Below are 15,256 nucleotides of genomic sequence, written 5' to 3' on the forward strand. Positions count from 1 at the left end.
GCGGCTTTTTTAAGACTTTGAAAAAGTTAGCGATTAAACGCCAGCTTTTTCAACAACGTCAACTAGAGCCCAAGTTTTGTTCTTAGACAATGGGCGACATTCACGGATAGTTACTACGTCACCTTGATTGCACACGTTGTTTTCGTCGTGGGCGTGAAGCTTAGTAGAGCGCTTGATGAACTTCCCGTAGATTGGGTGCTTAACAAAACGTTCAACTACAACAGTGATGGTTTTATCCATCTTGTTGCTAACCACACGACCTTGTACTGTACGAATTTTTTGCTCAGTCATTACGCATCAGCCTTTTGAGTCAGAATGGTTTTAACACGCGCGATGTTACGACGTACTTTTCTCAACTGATCAGTTTTTTCAAGCTGACCTGTTGTGTGCTGCATGCGTAGGTTGAACTGTTCGCGTAGCAGGTTAATCAACTCTGCGTTCAGCTCTTCTACGCTCTTTTCTTTCAGTTCAGTCGCTTTCATTACATCACCGTCCGAGTTACAAAGGTTGTTTTAAATGGCAGTTTAGCCGCTGCCAATTCAAACGCTTCGCGTGCAAGATTTTCAGGAACACCTTCCATCTCGTAAAGAACACGACCAGGCTGAATTTGGCATACCCAGTACTCAACGTTACCTTTACCTTTACCTTGACGCACTTCAAGAGGCTTCTCAGTAATTGGCTTGTCAGGGAAAACTCGAATCCAAATTTTACCTTGACGCTTAACGTGACGAGTCATAGCACGACGCGCTGCTTCGATTTGACGCGCAGTCATTCGACCACGGCCAACTGCTTTAAGGCCGTAAGTACCAAAGGCAACAGTGCTACCCGCTGCGAAGCCGCGGTTGCGGCCTTTGTGCATCTTACGGAACTTCATGCGTTTTGGTTGTAACATGATTAGCCCTCTCGCTTAGCGTTGCGGCCTTTCTTCTTAGGTTGAGCAGCTGGTGCTTGCTCTTGAGTTGTAGGTAGACCACCTAGAACTTCACCTTTGAAGATCCATACTTTAACGCCGATGATACCGTAAGTAGTTGACGCTTCAGAGGTTGCGTAATCGATGTCCGCACGGAAAGTGTGCAGAGGAACGCGACCTTCACGGTACCATTCAGAACGTGCAATCTCTGCACCGCCCAAACGGCCGCTAACTTCAACTTTAATACCTTTCGCGCCTAGACGCATTGCGTTTTGAACTGCGCGCTTCATAGCACGACGGAACATAACACGACGCTCTAGCTGGCTAGAGATGCTGTCAGCTACTAACTGGCCATCTAGCTCTGGCTTACGTACTTCAGCGATGTTGATCTGAGCTGGCACACCGGCTAGCTTAGATACGTAGTTACGCAGCTTTTCTACGTCTTCACCTTTCTTACCGATTACTACGCCTGGACGAGCAGTGTGAATAGTTACACGAATGCTCTTAGCAGGACGCTCGATCACGATTTTAGAAAGTGAAGCGTTCTTAAGTTGCTTTGTCAGATACTGACGTACCTGATGATCGTTATACAGGTTGTCTGCATAGTCTGCAGTATTAGCGTACCAGGTAGAAGTCCATGGTTTGCTGATACCCAGGCGTATACCTGTAGGATGTACCTTCTGTCCCATTATCTACTCCTAGTTATCCGCTACAACCACAGTGATGTGACTGCTGCGCTTAAAGATACGATCAGCACGGCCTTTAGCACGTGGCTTGATACGTTTCATAGTTGGACCTTCGTCAACAAAAATCTTGGCAACGACTAGCTCGTCGATGTCCGCGCCTTCGTTGTGCTCTGCGTTAGCAATTGCAGATTCCAAAACTTTCTTTACTAGCGCTGCGCTTTTCTTCGGGCTATACGCAAGAACTTCTAAAGCTTTCTCAACGTTTAAACCGCGAATTTGATCCGCAACCAAGCGTGCCTTTTGAGCCGACGTGCGGGCAAAACGGTGTTTAGCTAATGCTTCCATCTTCTTACCCCTTAACGTTTAGCTTTCTTATCCGCGACATGGCCGCGGTAAGTACGCGTTGGCGCAAATTCGCCCAACTTGTGGCCGACCATTTCGTCACTAATAATGACAGGTACATGTTGGCGACCGTTATGGACCGCAATGGTCAACCCAATCATATCTGGGATGATCATAGAACGACGAGACCAAGTTTTGATTGGTTTACGTTCGTTCTTTTCCACTGCAGCCTCTACCTTCTTCAGCAAGTGAAGGTCAATAAAAGGACCTTTCTTGAGAGAACGTGGCATGGTGAATCCTCGCTATTACTTGTTTCGACGACGTACGATAAGCTTATCAGTACGCTTGTTGCTTCGGGTTTTCTTACCTTTGGTAGGAACACCCCAAGGAGTTACTGGGTGACGACCGCCTGATGTACGACCTTCACCACCACCGTGTGGGTGATCAACCGGGTTCATGGCAACACCACGAACGGTAGGACGAATACCACGCCAGCGTGTAGCACCAGCTTTACCTAGTGAACGAAGCATGTGTTCTGCATTACCAACTTCACCGATAGTGGCGCGGCAATCAGATAGAACTTTACGCATTTCGCCAGAGCGTAGACGTAGGGTAACGTAGTTTCCGTCACGTGCTAGGATCTGAGCGTAAGCACCAGCAGAACGTGCGATTTGTGCACCCTTGCCAGGCTTCATTTCAATTGCGTGTACAACAGTACCTACAGGGATGTTACGCATAGCTAGCGTGTTACCAGACTTGATCGGTGAACCCGAACCAGACTGGATTGCATCACCTGCTTTCATACCCTTTGGAGCCAGAATGTAACGACGTTCACCGTCTGCATACAATACTAGTGCAATGTTTGCAGAACGGTTTGGATCGTATTCTAAACGCTCAACTTTGGCTGGAATGCCATCTTTGTTGCGTTTAAAGTCGATTACACGGTAGTGTTGCTTATGACCACCACCAATGTGACGAGTGGTAATACGACCATTGTTGTTACGACCGCCAGATTTGCTGTTCTTTTCAAGCAAAGGTGCGTACGGTGCACCTTTGTGCAGGTCAGGATTTACGACCTGAACAACGTGACGACGACCGGCAGAAGTTGGCTTAGCTTTCAATAATGGCATTTCTAATCCCCTTCTTACTCAGCACCACCGACAAAGTCGATGTCCTGACCTTCTTTAAGAACCACGTAGGCCTTTTTCCAGTCGCTGCGCTTACCGAAAGACATGCCGTGACGCTTGGTTTTACCCTTAACGTTCACAGTACGAACACCTTCAACTTCAACTTCAAACAGTTTTTCAACTGCTGCTTTGATTTCAGCTTTGTTCGCGTCTTTAGCTACTTTAAATACAACTGTGTTGTTCGCTTCAGCAGCCATTGTAGACTTTTCTGAAACGTGAGGTGCTACTAGCACCTTCAGTAGACGTTCTTCTTTCATGCTAACGCCTCCTCAAGTTGTTTAACCGCATCAGCAGTAATTAGCACTTTTTCAAATGCAATCAAGCTCACTGGGTCGATGCCTGCAACGTCACGTACGTCAACTTTGTACAAGTTGCGCGCCGCTAGGAACAAGTTCTCATCAACTTCTGGAGTAACGATTAGAACATCATTTAGTTCATATTCGTTAAGTGCAGAAATAAGAGCTTTAGTCTTAGGTGCGTCAACACCGAACTTCTCTACCACGATCAAACGATCTTGACGGATTAGTTCAGACAGGATGCTCTTAATCGCACCGCGATACATTTTCTTGTTAACTTTTTGGTCAAAGTCACGAGGCTTTGCTGCGAAAGCACGGCCACCGCCAACCCAAATTGGGCTACGGATAGTACCAGCACGTGCACGGCCAGTACCTTTTTGACGCCATGGCTTCTTACCGCCACCACGAACTTCAGCGCGAGTTTTCTGCGCTTTTGTACCCTGACGAGCGCCTGCTCCGTAAGCTACAACTACCTGGTGTACCAAGGCTTCGTTGAATTCACGTCCAAAGGTCGCTTCGGATACTTCAAGAGCGCTTTGCGCGTCTTTCAATGTTAATTCCATCAGTTCACTCCCCAGACGTTACGCTTTAACAGCTGGCTTTACGATTACATCGTTGCCAGTTGCGCCAGGTACGGCACCTTTAACTAAGATAAGGCCGTTCTCTACGTCAACACGTACAACTTCCAAAGACTGAGTAGTCACTTGCTTGTTACCAAGCTGACCAGCCATTTTCTTGCCTTTGAATACTTTACCTGGTGATTGGTTTTGGCCAATTGAACCAGGAGCACGGTGTGACAAAGAGTTACCATGTGTCATGCGCTGTGAACTGAAGTTCCAGCGTTTGATAGCACCTTGGAAACCTTTACCTTTTGATGTACCAGTTACATCAATCTTTTTAGTGTCGTTAAAGATTTCAACAGTGATTTCACTGCCTACTTCAATATCGGCACCTTCGTTATCTTCTAGGCGGAACTCTACTAGAGTGCGTCCAGCTTCAACACCAGCTTTAGCAAAATGACCTGCTTCAGCTTTGTTGATGCGGTTAGCTTTCTTAGTTCCAGCAGTAACCTGAAGAGCGCGATAACCGTCAGTTTCCTCAGTACGAAGCTGAGTAACGCGGTTTGGGGTCGCTTCAATAACAGTCACAGGGATAGACGTACCATCTTCAGTGAAGATGCGAGTCATACCCACTTTACGACCGACTAGACCAATCGCCATTGTTATAACCCTCTCTTATTAGCCCAGGCTGATTTGAACATCAACGCCAGCAGCCAAGTCCAAACGCATCAACGCGTCAACTGTTTTATCAGTTGGTTCGATGATGTCTACCAAACGCTTGTGAGTACGGATTTCATATTGATCACGCGCGTCTTTATTAACGTGCGGAGAAATCAGAACTGTATAGCGTTCTTTGCGAGTAGGTAGAGGAATAGGACCACTTACCTGAGCACCAGTGCGTTTCGCAGTTTCAACGATTTCAGCCGTAGACTGATCGATCAACTTGTGATCAAACGCTTTCAAACGAATGCGAATTCTTTGATTTGGCATCGATTAAGCTCCAATCGAAAGAACAAAAAAATTCACCTTTTCTCTTCCATTAATTCCGGAAAGAAAAGATGTGCGTAAACCGATGGTTCCCAATCGGAACCCTGTTCTTTTTTCTAGCACGCCGGCAACAGGCTAATCAGTAATGACAAATCCGTTACTTCGGCAACCACCCTAAAAGCAGTGAGGTTGCGGCTAAAAACTTCTTACCCTAATTGGGCAGTGGGCGCGAATTATACAGAAAGAGAGACGCAATGCAAGGGGTAGTTTGGTTTTTATACACATATTTTTGCGCTATAACAGTGTATGTATCTGTCTATAAGTAGTATTGTTGCTTTCAAGGTATATGTGTATCTTGATACCCTAAAAATAAATTCTAAAGCATTATGGAATAAGTGCAGAGCTTATTAGAAGTGAGAATATGGAAGTAGTGAATAATCAACAAACTTTTGCACAGATAAAACGCATTCTAAACAACCACTCTACGTTATTAGATGCTTACGGCCTATTAGAGCCTATCATTTTAGGTTTGTTCGATGCCAATCGCATGAGTATTTTCCAACGCCGCCGACAGCATCAAGATTTGGTAGCGCGATTCAAGACAGGCAAGGAAACCCTTGAAATAAAGGTACCTATTAGCCCCATGTCGATTGCAGGCTATGTAGCTTTGTCTCAAAAATCCGTTGTTATTGACGACCCATATAACCCGACTTTACTGCATAGCATCCACCCTCGCCTACGCTTTGCCGATAGGTTCGACAAGGATAATGACTTCAAAACGCACAATATTCTCTGTGTTCCCATAATGAACGCGGGCGTTTTGATGGGCGTCATTCAGATTATTAATAAATCCTCTGGCGCTTTCACAGAAGATGATTTAAAGCTGGGTAATACTTTAGCGCTTATATTAGGTGATAAATTTCGATTTGAGTTAGGGGGAACACATAACCCCTTCGACCTTCTAGTTCACAAAAGTCTACTAGAAGAGTCTACGCTTAAAGACATTCAATCTACCACGCCTGATATAAGAGCACTTATACAGCGGCTTGTTTCCGAACACCGTATTTCAGAGGACGAAATTGGAAACTCGCTCTCTATTCATTATCAAGTACCTTTTATTCCTTATTTACCTGATAAGTACCATAGATTTGAAAACGAAAGTCGCCTTAACGTTTCTTATTTAAAACGAAACTATGTTGCGGTCATTGCTGACGCGCATGATAAACCTATTGTCTTAATGGCTGAACCCAACAATGCTGCGCTTCTTATGGAAATTGAAAGCGCTATGGGCATAGATAGCTATGAGATTGCAGTCAGCCTGCCAAATTTAATCTTGCAATATTTAGGCGAAAACAGTGGCGGTGGCGGCCCTGGTGAAATGAGCGACATCCTCGATGAAATCGGCTCATCTGCAGATGACAAAGAAGATCAGATTGATGAGCTTTCAGATGATGCACCAGCGGTTGTTCGCTTAGTAAGCCGAATACTTCACGACGCTAAACGTTTAAACGCTTCAGATATTCACATTGACCCAGAAAAGAATGCGCCTACCCGTGTTCGCATGCGCGTGGACGGTGTTTGCCGTGACATGAATCAAGTTCCCAATTCGCATCATAGCGCTGTTATTGCGCGTATTAAGATCATGTCGAATTTGAACATTGCTGAAAAACGCGTGCCGCAGGATGGGAAACTCGCCTTTAAAATGAATGGCCAACTTGTTGAAGTTCGTGTTGCTACCATTCCTACTGTTGCAGGTGAAGGTGTGGTCATGCGTATTCTTGCATCTGGCGGTGCAATGCCAATAGATAAAATGAATTTGGCTCCTAGCAATCGTGCCCGGCTAGAAGACATGATTAAAAAGCCTCATGGTATTTTACTGGTTGTGGGCCCAACAGGTTCAGGGAAGACCACAACACTTCATGCCATTTTGGGTTATTTAAACACACCAGAGAAGAAAATTTGGACTGCAGAAGATCCCGTTGAGATAACTCAGCCAGGTTTGCAACAGGTTCAGGTAAGCCCCAAAATTGGGTTTAACTTTGCCGCAGCACTACGGGCATTCTTACGAGCCGACCCTGATATTATCCTAATTGGTGAGATGCGTGATAAAGAAACTGCGCATGCGGGTATAGAGGCATCGTTGACCGGTCACTTGGTGCTTTCAACCCTGCATACAAACTCTGCGCCTGAAACTATTACCCGCCTACTTGATTTAGGGTTAGATCCTGTCAACTTTTCTGATGCCTGTGTAGGTATTTTAGCACAGCGTCTTATTCGGACTTTATGCAAAAGCTGTAAAGAGAAGTATATTGCTACCGAAACTGATATGGCATTCATTGAACGCCAATATGGTAAAGAACTCATGTCAGAGCTTGATATTAAAGCCCCCCTAGAGCTTTACAAAGCTAACGGCTGTAATGAGTGCGGCCATACAGGTTACAAAGGAAGAACCGGCGTTCACGAATTATTGGGTATGACGCCAGAATTGCGCTCAATGGTTTATAAAGAAGCGAGTGTTGCTGAAATGAAAAAACAGGCTGCAAAAGATGGAATGCGTACCCTAGTTCAAGATGCCATTTTCAAAGTGCTAAAAGGAGACACCGACCTAGCACAAGTGCAAATTATAGGAGGAGAATAATGGCGTTTCTTTAAACGCTGTAACTATAAATCTTACAAAACTGTACTTTCAAACGGTTCACTTGCACCTTAAAGTACCGTATAAATACATAAAAAAAGGAAGGGATACCAAATGAAAAAACTTATTACCTTAGTTCTAACTATTTCATGTTTGACGTTTTCGGCTTCTACACTAGCCCAGGTTAAAACAAAGAATCACATCTGGAAATCAGAATACTTATCAACTTTAGAGTTAGGCCTTCATGCCTTGAAAGCTGAAAAATACGATAAGGCTATGGAAAAGCTGACTGCTTCAGCAAAAATGGGAAATAAAGAAGGTCAATATTATTTGGCACAGATGTACTTCCAAGGATGGGGCACACCAGTAAATTACGAAGAAGGTTGGTTATGGTTGAGCGTAGCTATGGAGCAGAAAACGGCTGAGTGGAATCGTTCATACCGACAAATTAAAGACGCGCTTCCTGACGACTACATAACCGCTTTGAAACCTTACGTAGACGAATACATTTCACTGTATGGCGCAAAAGCGCAAGATTTACGATGTGAAAAGCGCGCCGCTATTGGCTCTAATATTAAAGAAATTATTTGCGAAAAACGTTATTACTAGTTCTAAAAAATAAGCGACCCTTTTAAAGGGTCGCTTAGTCTTGGGTTCATTGTTAGAAACCTGTAATGCTACTTCTTCAAATACTCTCTAATGACGTAATGGAGAATGCCACCATGTTCGAAGTAAGTGAACTCGTTAGAGGTGTCAATTCTAATATCCATCATGAAGGATTTACTTTCTCCTTCATCAGTAACCACATTTACTTCTACCTCTGATTGCCCACGCTCTACTGCGCCAATTGAAAAAGTTTCATTGCCTCTCAAATCTAGAGCACTAGCACTTTCACCCGGCTTAAACTGAAGTGGCAAAATACCCATACCAATTAAGTTAGAACGGTGAATTCTCTCATAGCTTTCTGCTAATACAGCTTTTACGCCCATTAAAGATGGGCCTTTTGCAGCCCAATCTCTACTTGACCCAGTTCCATACTCTTTGCCTCCAATGACAATGGCAGGAACACCATCGTCCTTATATCGCATAGCAGCGTGGAAAATAGACATACTATCACCACTTGGGTAATGGGTTGTAGCGCTACCTCTCGTGCCTGGCGCCAATTGATTTTGAAGACGGACGTTAGCAAACGTACCTCTCATCATTACCTCGTGGTTACCACGACGAGAACCGTATGAATTGAAGTCTTTAGGCTCAACGCCTTGAGCCTGTAAATACTCTCCAGCAGGACTATCGTTAGCAATGGCACCTGCTGGTGAAATGTGATCGGTTGTAATTGAATCGCCAACCTTAACCAAGCATCGCGCATTTTCAATCGCTGTAAGCGCTTCGGGCTCTTCACCCATCACTTCGAAAAATGGCGGATGCTTAATATAAGTCGAGTCCGGCCAATCATACACTGACGTTTTACTGACCTGCAGTTCATTCCATTCACCGCTACCTTTGAATACATCTGCATACTTTTCTTTAAACAGATCGCCGGTAACATTTTCCGCGATGTATTTCTGTATCTCGTCTTCGGTAGGCCAGATGTCTCTTAAGTATATTGGGGAACCGTCACTCGCCTGCCCCAGTGGCTCTTTGGTGATATCTACATTCATGTTCCCTGCTAGGGCATACGCGACTACTAGCGGTGGCGATGCAAGATAGTTTGCTGCTACATCAGGGTGAATACGACCTTCGAAGTTACGATTACCAGATAGCACTGACGTAACCGTAAGTTTAGCCTTTCTAATAGCATCAGTAATGGCATCCGGGAGAGGCCCAGAGTTGCCGATACAGGTTGTACAGCCATAGCCCACCAAGTTAAAACCTAGTGACTCTAACGGGTCCATAAGGCCGGCATCTTCTAAGTACTGAGTAACAACCTGAGAACCAGGTGCTAGTGAGGTTTTAACCCACGGCTTACGGGTTAGCCCTTTTTCCGCGGCTTTCTTAGCAAGTAAGCCCGCGCCAACAAGTACTGATGGGTTAGAAGTATTAGTACAGCTTGTGATGGCAGCAATAACTATTGATCCGTCTTCTAAGTTGAACTTGTTTCCTCTGAACTCAACAAAAGAGTCATGCTCTTCATCAACATCATCACTACTGCCCAGCCCGGCCTCGGCAATTAAATCAGTTTCTTCATCTAGTACTTTTACATCGATTTGCGAACGATGCCATTCGTTAAACGCTTCTGCCGCTTTATCTAAGGCAATTCTATCTTGAGGACGTTTAGGGCCCGCAATAGATGGCACAACGTCATCTAAACTTAACTCTAATGTTTCATGATATTGGGCATCTTTTGAATGGTCATCATGCCACAGGTGGCTGAACTTAGCATACTCTTCCACAAGAGAGATTTGCTCTTCCTCTCTACCTGTTAAGCGAAGGTAATCTAGCGCTACATCATCAATGGGGAAGATGCCACAGGTAGCTCCATACTCTGGTGCCATATTAGCGATGGTTGCACGATCAGCCGTTGTTAAGTGTTTAAGGCCTGGCCCATAGAACTCTACAAACTTCCCTACAACACCGTGCTCACGCAATTGCTGCGTAATTGTAAGTACCATATCGGTGGCGGTAACGCCCGCAGGCAACTTGCCTGACAACCTGAAACCTACAACCTTAGGTAACAGCATTGTCACTGGCTGGCCAAGCATTGCAGCTTCGGCTTCGATACCACCTACACCCCAACCTAATACACCAAGACCATTAATCATAGTTGTGTGTGAATCGGTTCCCACTAATGTATCTGGGTAGACTAGGTTTTCACCATCTTGCTGTTTCGTAAAAGCACAGCGAGCAAGGTACTCCAAGTTAACTTGATGAACTATTCCTCGACCAGGGGGAACCACTTTGAAATTATCAAAACTCAACTGCCCCCACTTTAAGAACTGATATCGTTCCCTATTTCGCTCTATCTCAATATCAGTATTCTTTTCTAGTGCATTCTCTTCAGCGAAATGATCAACCATTACGGAATGGTCGATGACAAGTTCTACAGGATTAAGAGGGTTGATTGCTTGTGCATCGCCACCTAAGCGATTAACTGCATCTCGCATGGCAGCTAAATCTACAATAGCTGGCACCCCAGTAAAATCTTGTAGAATTACGCGTGCAGGCACGAATGAAACTTCGTGGTCTGCATGGTTTTCCGTATCCCACTTAGCGACCTGTTCAATATCATTGCTCGAAACGAACTCTTCGTCTTCATGGCGAATTAGGTTCTCTAGAAGAATCTTGATACAAAAAGGTAGCCTGTCGAGCGCATACTGCTTACCTATGCTGTCGAAATTAACCGCCTTGAAGTGTTTACCATTGACCTCAAGCTGCGAAAAAGACTTATAAGTCATACGCTCTCCATCCTTATTTGCCTGTTCATAGATTATGTAGACGTTTTTAGAGTTACCGTCAGTGGCGATCGGAAATACTTTTGCACCTCGCCCTTATTTACTGATTTGTACGCAGTGATCATGAAAAAAAGTTCACCTTGGTTTGTTAGCTTCGCTTTCAATCAGGCTAATTCCTTTAAACGTAAGAGCTATACAGGACGTCATAAACTGACTTTTACTAACCACACTGTCGATCATCCGGTTTCAAAATCACTTAAGCATATTGATTACATTTTTATTGCTGATATTTCTATTTTGTAAATCCTAGGCCATCCTTTAGCGTTTACAATAACGCAACATTTCTATTTTCTTATATATCATCAGCGGTTATGCTTAACAGAAGTGCCCAAAAAGTATATTTCATCTGATAGCAAATAATGTGACTCATCAGACTTTACAATAATAATGAAACCAGAATGACGAATCATTTAGTTAGAAAATACAATTTAGAGCCTCATCCTGAAGGTGGGTTTTATCGCCAGGTTTTTCGTTCTAAAAACGAAACAACTTCCTATGTACACAATAAAAGTCGACCTGCACTGACACATATTTATTTCCTGCTATTAAGAGGGCAAGTCAGTCGTTTTCATCGAGTGTTGCACGACGAAGTATGGAATCACTACGAGGGCGCGCCTCTACAGTTATTTCAACTTGAGAATCAACAGGTGTCAGAGCGCCGCATAGGAGGACCGAACCACGAATACGTTGAAATCGTAAATGCAGGTAACTTTCAAGCAGCCACAACAATGGGCGATTATTCCTTAGTAGGTTGCTCGGTAGCGCCTGGCTTTGATTTTCAAGACTTTAGCTTTATTGAAGAACCTTCAATGCAGGAATGGATAAAGGTCGCCCATCCCGATCTCGCTAAATTTATATAGATAAAGTCATTTACTACATACACGTCTTACCTGCGATTTTATAACCGCTTAAACTGGATTTTTAAGCGCTAATCAAGGATGATAACAGCAGTTTTTTAAATATACGTCTGAACGTCCAACTTCTGGAATTATCTCAGACTATTTCACTCTAACGCCGCAGGTAACCCAACTATGTATAAATTGGTACTTATTCGTCATGGAGAAAGTCAGTGGAACTTGGAAAACCGTTTCACAGGCTGGCACGACGTTGACTTGACCGACACTGGTGTAGCACAAGCAAAGACCGCAGGTCAGCTTCTTAAAGATGCTGGATTTACATTTGATCAGGCATATACGTCTGTACTCCTTCGTGCAATCAAAACGCTTAATATTGCCCTTGAAGACATGGGTCAACACTACCTTCCTGTAGAGCGTCACTGGCGCCTAAACGAGCGTCACTACGGTGCCCTGACCGGTCTAGACAAAGCGGAAACTGCTGCTAAGCACGGCGAAGAGCAAGTGAAAATCTGGCGTCGTAGCTTCGATATTCCACCTCCGGCAGTTGAAGACGACAGTGAACACTTCCCTGGTCACGACCCACGTTATAACAATGTAGATGCTGATATTTTGCCACGTGGTGAAAGTCTAAAACTTACTATCGAACGTGTATTACCTTACTGGCACGATGTTATTCGCCCAGACATCCAAGCTGGTAAGCGTGTAATTATAGCGGCCCACGGCAACAGCCTTCGCGCGCTTGTTAAGTATTTAGATGGTATGTCAGACGAAGAAGTATTAAGTCTTAACATCCCTACAGGTGTGCCACTAGTCTACGAACTAGATGAAAACCTTAAGCCAATCTCTAAAGAGTATCTTGGCGATGCTGATGCAATTAAAGCAATGATGGATGCAGTTGCTAAACAAGGCCAAGCGAAATAAGCATAAACCTTTTAAATACTAAAAAGCCTGCTTAAGCAGGCTTTTTTTTGGGTATTAGACTAGTTTGGCACCTTGACTAGCCAGTTGTGGGTATCTTCGGCTTTACCCCATTGGATATCATTTAACGCCTGTCTAAGTTTCATTGTCACCGGGCCAGCTTCGCCGCTTCCAACCTGATACTCTTTATCGTTATGAATAAAAGTACCCACTGGCGTAAGCACAGCCGCTGTACCAGACAGCGCAGCTTCTGTATTTGGTTTTGCAGAGCGTTCTAATAGCTCTTCAACTGTAATATCACGCTCACTTACTTTCATGCCTTGGTCTTTAGCAATTTGAAGAACGGTTGCGCGAGTTACTCCGTGTAAGAAGCTAGAGTCCAACCCTTTTGTAATGACCTCGTCACCGTCAATAAGTAAGAAGTTTGCTGCACCGGTTTCTTGAACGTCACCATTAGGACAAAACAGTATTTGATCAGCCTGAACTTCTGCGCGGGCTTTGAGGATAGGTGGTAATGCACTGGCATAATTACCGCCGCTTTTTACCATTCCCATATGCGGTGCACAGCGCATCCCTGTTTCGTCTAGTAACAGGCGAAGCGGCTTTGCTCCGCCCGCAAAGTAATCACCTACCGGAGACAATAATACGTACAGCATCGAATCTGCTGACGGTGCTGCAGCTTTTCCAATAGACGCTTCTGTACCAATGTGAGTAGGACGAATATACATAGAACCTGGAGGCTCTGGAACCTCAGAGGCGTACTTTGCAACAATATCAATGATCATCTTTTCAACTTGCTTTTTATCTATTTCAGGCAAATTTAAAAGACGACTACTTTGAGCAAAACGCTCAATGTTTTTGTCCATTCTAAAAATATTGATACTTCCATCTTCATGTTTAAATGCCTTCAAGCCTTCAAAACAAGTACTTGAATAATGAAGCACGTGAGCACCAGGGTGAAGCTGAATACTATCTGCACTGACAAATTCGGTGTCAGTCCACTTATCGTTGACAAAAGTAGCAAGTGCCATTTGTGGCATAAATACTGTACCGAATACGGCCATTAGTTCGTCCTATTTACTTCGACTAAAAAAATACCCAATGAGTTTACCAAAAAACCTTCACTTTGCTAAAAGTAAGTCGATTCTATTAAGGCTTTTATCGAATAAGAATGTCTAGAAATACTGACAACAACCCGTATCTGCCGTTATTGCTCTTTTAGCGCTTTCTCAAGCAGTAATTCTATTCGCTTAACGCTCTCGATAAGCGTTTTTAAATCATTGTTTTCATGTTTTGGTACTTCACTATTACCCGTTAACAACTTATCTTTTTGTGCCAGGATAGTTTCTCTAAATGTTTCAGCATCATTGATACCAATTAGCGAGACTAAGGCGCCTTGCGCAGACTGCCCTGCTGTTTCAAATGAAAGTCTATATAAGTTGAACAATCGCATTAATGGCCCTTGCACCATAGCAACATCCGTTATCTTTTCTAAAGGGATAGATTTCTCTTCTTTTTGGAACACACCCCGTTTAACGACAAGTTTTCGCTCTGTCACTGTTGCTGACATAGCAGCCAATATTTTGCTACTTATCAGGAAGAATAGAGGAATAGATATGATCAAAAAAGGAATGCCTACTACAGTAATCGTAGACAATAACAACAAATTTATAAGCCAATAGGTTTTTACCGCTGGGTCAAACGTGGCATTTAAAATTATCTTTTCAGACATAATTAGCTCCCTTTCTTAATAACTATTAAAGCGTTTAGTTCATCACTATTTTAAATGACGGACTGTTAATCCAGTAATAGCAATATGTCTTGGATAAATTTGAGGTTTCTTACAATACCCTTTTCAAGCTTGAAATACCTAACATTCTGTAATTATGGGGTCAGAGTACATTTCTCTAAATTAGAGGCACTGGGGGATAAGGGAATAACTATGTTCTGATGTATAAACTAATAAAGTACTCTGACCCTATTTTTAGGTTTTACTGGGAGAGTGGGGATTAATGTACTCTGACCCCATTACTTTTTCTTTGCTGCAGAAAGCAAAAAACCCGCCGTTAGGCGGGTTCTTCTTAATGGGACCTGGCAGTGTCCTACTCTCACATGGGGAAACCCCACACTACCATCGGCGCTAATACGTTTCACTTCTGAGTTCGGAATGGAATCAGGTGGTACCGTATCGCTATGGCTGCCAGGAAAAACTTTTAGTGCAGAATCATGATTGCTTTTTATCATGACTTCTGCGCAAGGAGGACCAACAGTACTCTTAGGAGCATGTTTAATCATCGTTGCTTAATAACTAACAATTTAAGAAAGATAATATTAATTCAATCAGTGAGTAACTGCTTTTTACTCTTACTTGCTTACTTTAGCTTGTCTACAACACTTCAAAAGCCTAAAGCTTCTTGGGCGTTGTA

Annotated in this window: 19 protein-coding genes and 1 rRNA gene; 5 read left to right on the forward strand and 15 right to left on the reverse strand. The window is 43.7% G+C overall.

The genetic code is table 11. The annotated features are described in order from the left end of the window. Nucleotides 1-33: 33 nt before the first annotated feature. The 11 genes from rpsQ to rpsJ are packed head-to-tail and all read right to left on the reverse strand — an operon-like array spanning nucleotide 34 to nucleotide 4,971. Nucleotides 34-291 (reverse strand): 30S ribosomal protein S17, encoded by a 258-nt coding sequence (gene rpsQ, locus KL866_RS11755; protein ID WP_025256846.1) that lies wholly within the window; start codon nucleotides 289-291, stop codon nucleotides 34-36. Beyond that, nucleotides 291-482 (reverse strand): 50S ribosomal protein L29, encoded by a 192-nt coding sequence (gene rpmC, locus KL866_RS11760; RefSeq protein ID WP_014947980.1) that lies wholly within the window; start codon nucleotides 480-482, stop codon nucleotides 291-293. Before rpmC ends, rpsQ begins: the two co-directional genes overlap by 1 nt. Continuing rightward, nucleotides 482-892, reverse strand: coding sequence for a 50S ribosomal protein L16 (gene rplP / locus KL866_RS11765; protein ID WP_012516964.1), 411 nt, complete (start codon nucleotides 890-892; stop codon nucleotides 482-484). Before rplP ends, rpmC begins: the two co-directional genes overlap by 1 nt. A gap of 2 nt (nucleotides 893-894) precedes the next feature. Continuing rightward, entirely contained in the window at nucleotides 895-1,599 is a 705-nt protein-coding gene (rpsC, locus tag KL866_RS11770; protein WP_014947978.1) for a 30S ribosomal protein S3, read from the reverse strand. 9 nt (nucleotides 1,600-1,608) lie between these two features. Continuing rightward, on the reverse strand, nucleotides 1,609-1,941 hold the full coding sequence (rplV, locus tag KL866_RS11775; RefSeq protein ID WP_025256847.1) for a 50S ribosomal protein L22: 333 nt from the start codon (nucleotides 1,939-1,941) through the stop codon (nucleotides 1,609-1,611). A gap of 11 nt (nucleotides 1,942-1,952) precedes the next feature. Further along, nucleotides 1,953-2,228: a 30S ribosomal protein S19 gene (gene rpsS / locus KL866_RS11780; RefSeq protein ID WP_012516961.1), complete on the reverse strand. Its 276-nt coding sequence runs from the start codon at nucleotides 2,226-2,228 to the stop codon at nucleotides 1,953-1,955. A gap of 15 nt (nucleotides 2,229-2,243) precedes the next feature. After that, nucleotides 2,244-3,068, reverse strand: coding sequence for a 50S ribosomal protein L2 (rplB, locus tag KL866_RS11785; RefSeq protein ID WP_025256848.1), 825 nt, complete (start codon nucleotides 3,066-3,068; stop codon nucleotides 2,244-2,246). 14 nt (nucleotides 3,069-3,082) lie between these two features. Further along, nucleotides 3,083-3,382, reverse strand: coding sequence for a 50S ribosomal protein L23 (gene rplW / locus KL866_RS11790; protein WP_012516959.1), 300 nt, complete (start codon nucleotides 3,380-3,382; stop codon nucleotides 3,083-3,085). After that, a complete protein-coding gene (gene rplD / locus KL866_RS11795; RefSeq protein WP_025256849.1) occupies nucleotides 3,379-3,984 on the reverse strand; it encodes a 50S ribosomal protein L4 in 606 nt (201 codons plus the stop codon). The genes rplW and rplD overlap by 4 nt, the downstream gene beginning before the upstream one ends. An 18-nt stretch (nucleotides 3,985-4,002) precedes the next feature. Further along, nucleotides 4,003-4,641 (reverse strand): 50S ribosomal protein L3, encoded by a 639-nt coding sequence (gene rplC, locus KL866_RS11800; protein ID WP_025256850.1) that lies wholly within the window; start codon nucleotides 4,639-4,641, stop codon nucleotides 4,003-4,005. Between the two features lie 18 nt (nucleotides 4,642-4,659). Beyond that, complete coding sequence (gene rpsJ, locus KL866_RS11805; protein ID WP_010179497.1) at nucleotides 4,660-4,971, reverse strand: 30S ribosomal protein S10; 312 nt, start codon at nucleotides 4,969-4,971, stop codon at nucleotides 4,660-4,662. A gap of 418 nt (nucleotides 4,972-5,389) precedes the next feature. On the opposite strand from rpsJ, the gene KL866_RS11810 reads away from it, so the two are divergent. Both KL866_RS11810 and KL866_RS11815 read left to right on the forward strand, forming a co-directional pair. After that, nucleotides 5,390-7,606, forward strand: a complete 2,217-nt coding sequence (locus KL866_RS11810; protein WP_214995175.1) for a GspE/PulE family protein — start codon at nucleotides 5,390-5,392, stop codon at nucleotides 7,604-7,606. Between the two features lie 111 nt (nucleotides 7,607-7,717). Continuing rightward, nucleotides 7,718-8,212 carry a sel1 repeat family protein gene (locus KL866_RS11815; RefSeq protein WP_025256852.1) on the forward strand — a complete coding sequence of 165 codons (495 nt, stop codon included), beginning with the start codon at nucleotides 7,718-7,720 and terminating at the stop codon, nucleotides 8,210-8,212. 68 nt (nucleotides 8,213-8,280) lie between these two features. Here KL866_RS11815 and acnA read toward each other — a convergent pair whose 3' ends face one another. Beyond that, complete coding sequence (gene acnA, locus KL866_RS11820) at nucleotides 8,281-10,998, reverse strand: aconitate hydratase AcnA (RefSeq protein WP_214995177.1); 2,718 nt, start codon at nucleotides 10,996-10,998, stop codon at nucleotides 8,281-8,283. A gap of 120 nt (nucleotides 10,999-11,118) precedes the next feature. Between acnA and KL866_RS11825 the strand changes: the two genes are divergently transcribed. The 3 genes from KL866_RS11825 (at nucleotide 11,119) to gpmA (ending at nucleotide 12,833) form a co-directional block, all read left to right on the forward strand. After that, the gene (locus KL866_RS11825) at nucleotides 11,119-11,298 is read left to right on the forward strand and encodes a hypothetical protein (protein WP_155852460.1); all 180 of its coding nucleotides are present in this window, start codon (nucleotides 11,119-11,121) and stop codon (nucleotides 11,296-11,298) included. Nucleotides 11,299-11,453: 155 nt separating this feature from the next. Beyond that, nucleotides 11,454-11,915: a cupin domain-containing protein gene (locus KL866_RS11830; protein ID WP_025256854.1), complete on the forward strand. Its 462-nt coding sequence runs from the start codon at nucleotides 11,454-11,456 to the stop codon at nucleotides 11,913-11,915. A gap of 171 nt (nucleotides 11,916-12,086) precedes the next feature. After that, nucleotides 12,087-12,833 (forward strand): 2,3-diphosphoglycerate-dependent phosphoglycerate mutase, encoded by a 747-nt coding sequence (gene gpmA / locus KL866_RS11835; protein ID WP_025256855.1) that lies wholly within the window; start codon nucleotides 12,087-12,089, stop codon nucleotides 12,831-12,833. 59 nt (nucleotides 12,834-12,892) lie between these two features. On the opposite strand, the gene KL866_RS11840 is transcribed toward gpmA, so the two are convergent. The 3 genes from KL866_RS11840 to rrf all read right to left on the reverse strand — a co-directional run bounded on the left by KL866_RS11840 (nucleotide 12,893) and on the right by rrf (nucleotide 15,035). Next, complete coding sequence (locus KL866_RS11840) at nucleotides 12,893-13,894, reverse strand: branched-chain amino acid aminotransferase (protein WP_025256856.1); 1,002 nt, start codon at nucleotides 13,892-13,894, stop codon at nucleotides 12,893-12,895. Nucleotides 13,895-14,037: 143 nt separating this feature from the next. Continuing rightward, nucleotides 14,038-14,562, reverse strand: a complete 525-nt coding sequence (locus tag KL866_RS11845; RefSeq protein ID WP_025256857.1) for a PH domain-containing protein — start codon at nucleotides 14,560-14,562, stop codon at nucleotides 14,038-14,040. A 357-nt stretch (nucleotides 14,563-14,919) separates the two neighbouring features. Next, nucleotides 14,920-15,035 (reverse strand): 5S ribosomal RNA (gene rrf / locus KL866_RS11850). Nucleotides 15,036-15,256: the final 221 nt, after the last annotated feature.

This window comes from Alteromonas sp. ALT199 (genome assembly GCF_018619335.1).
Classification (GTDB): domain Bacteria; phylum Pseudomonadota; class Gammaproteobacteria; order Enterobacterales; family Alteromonadaceae; genus Alteromonas.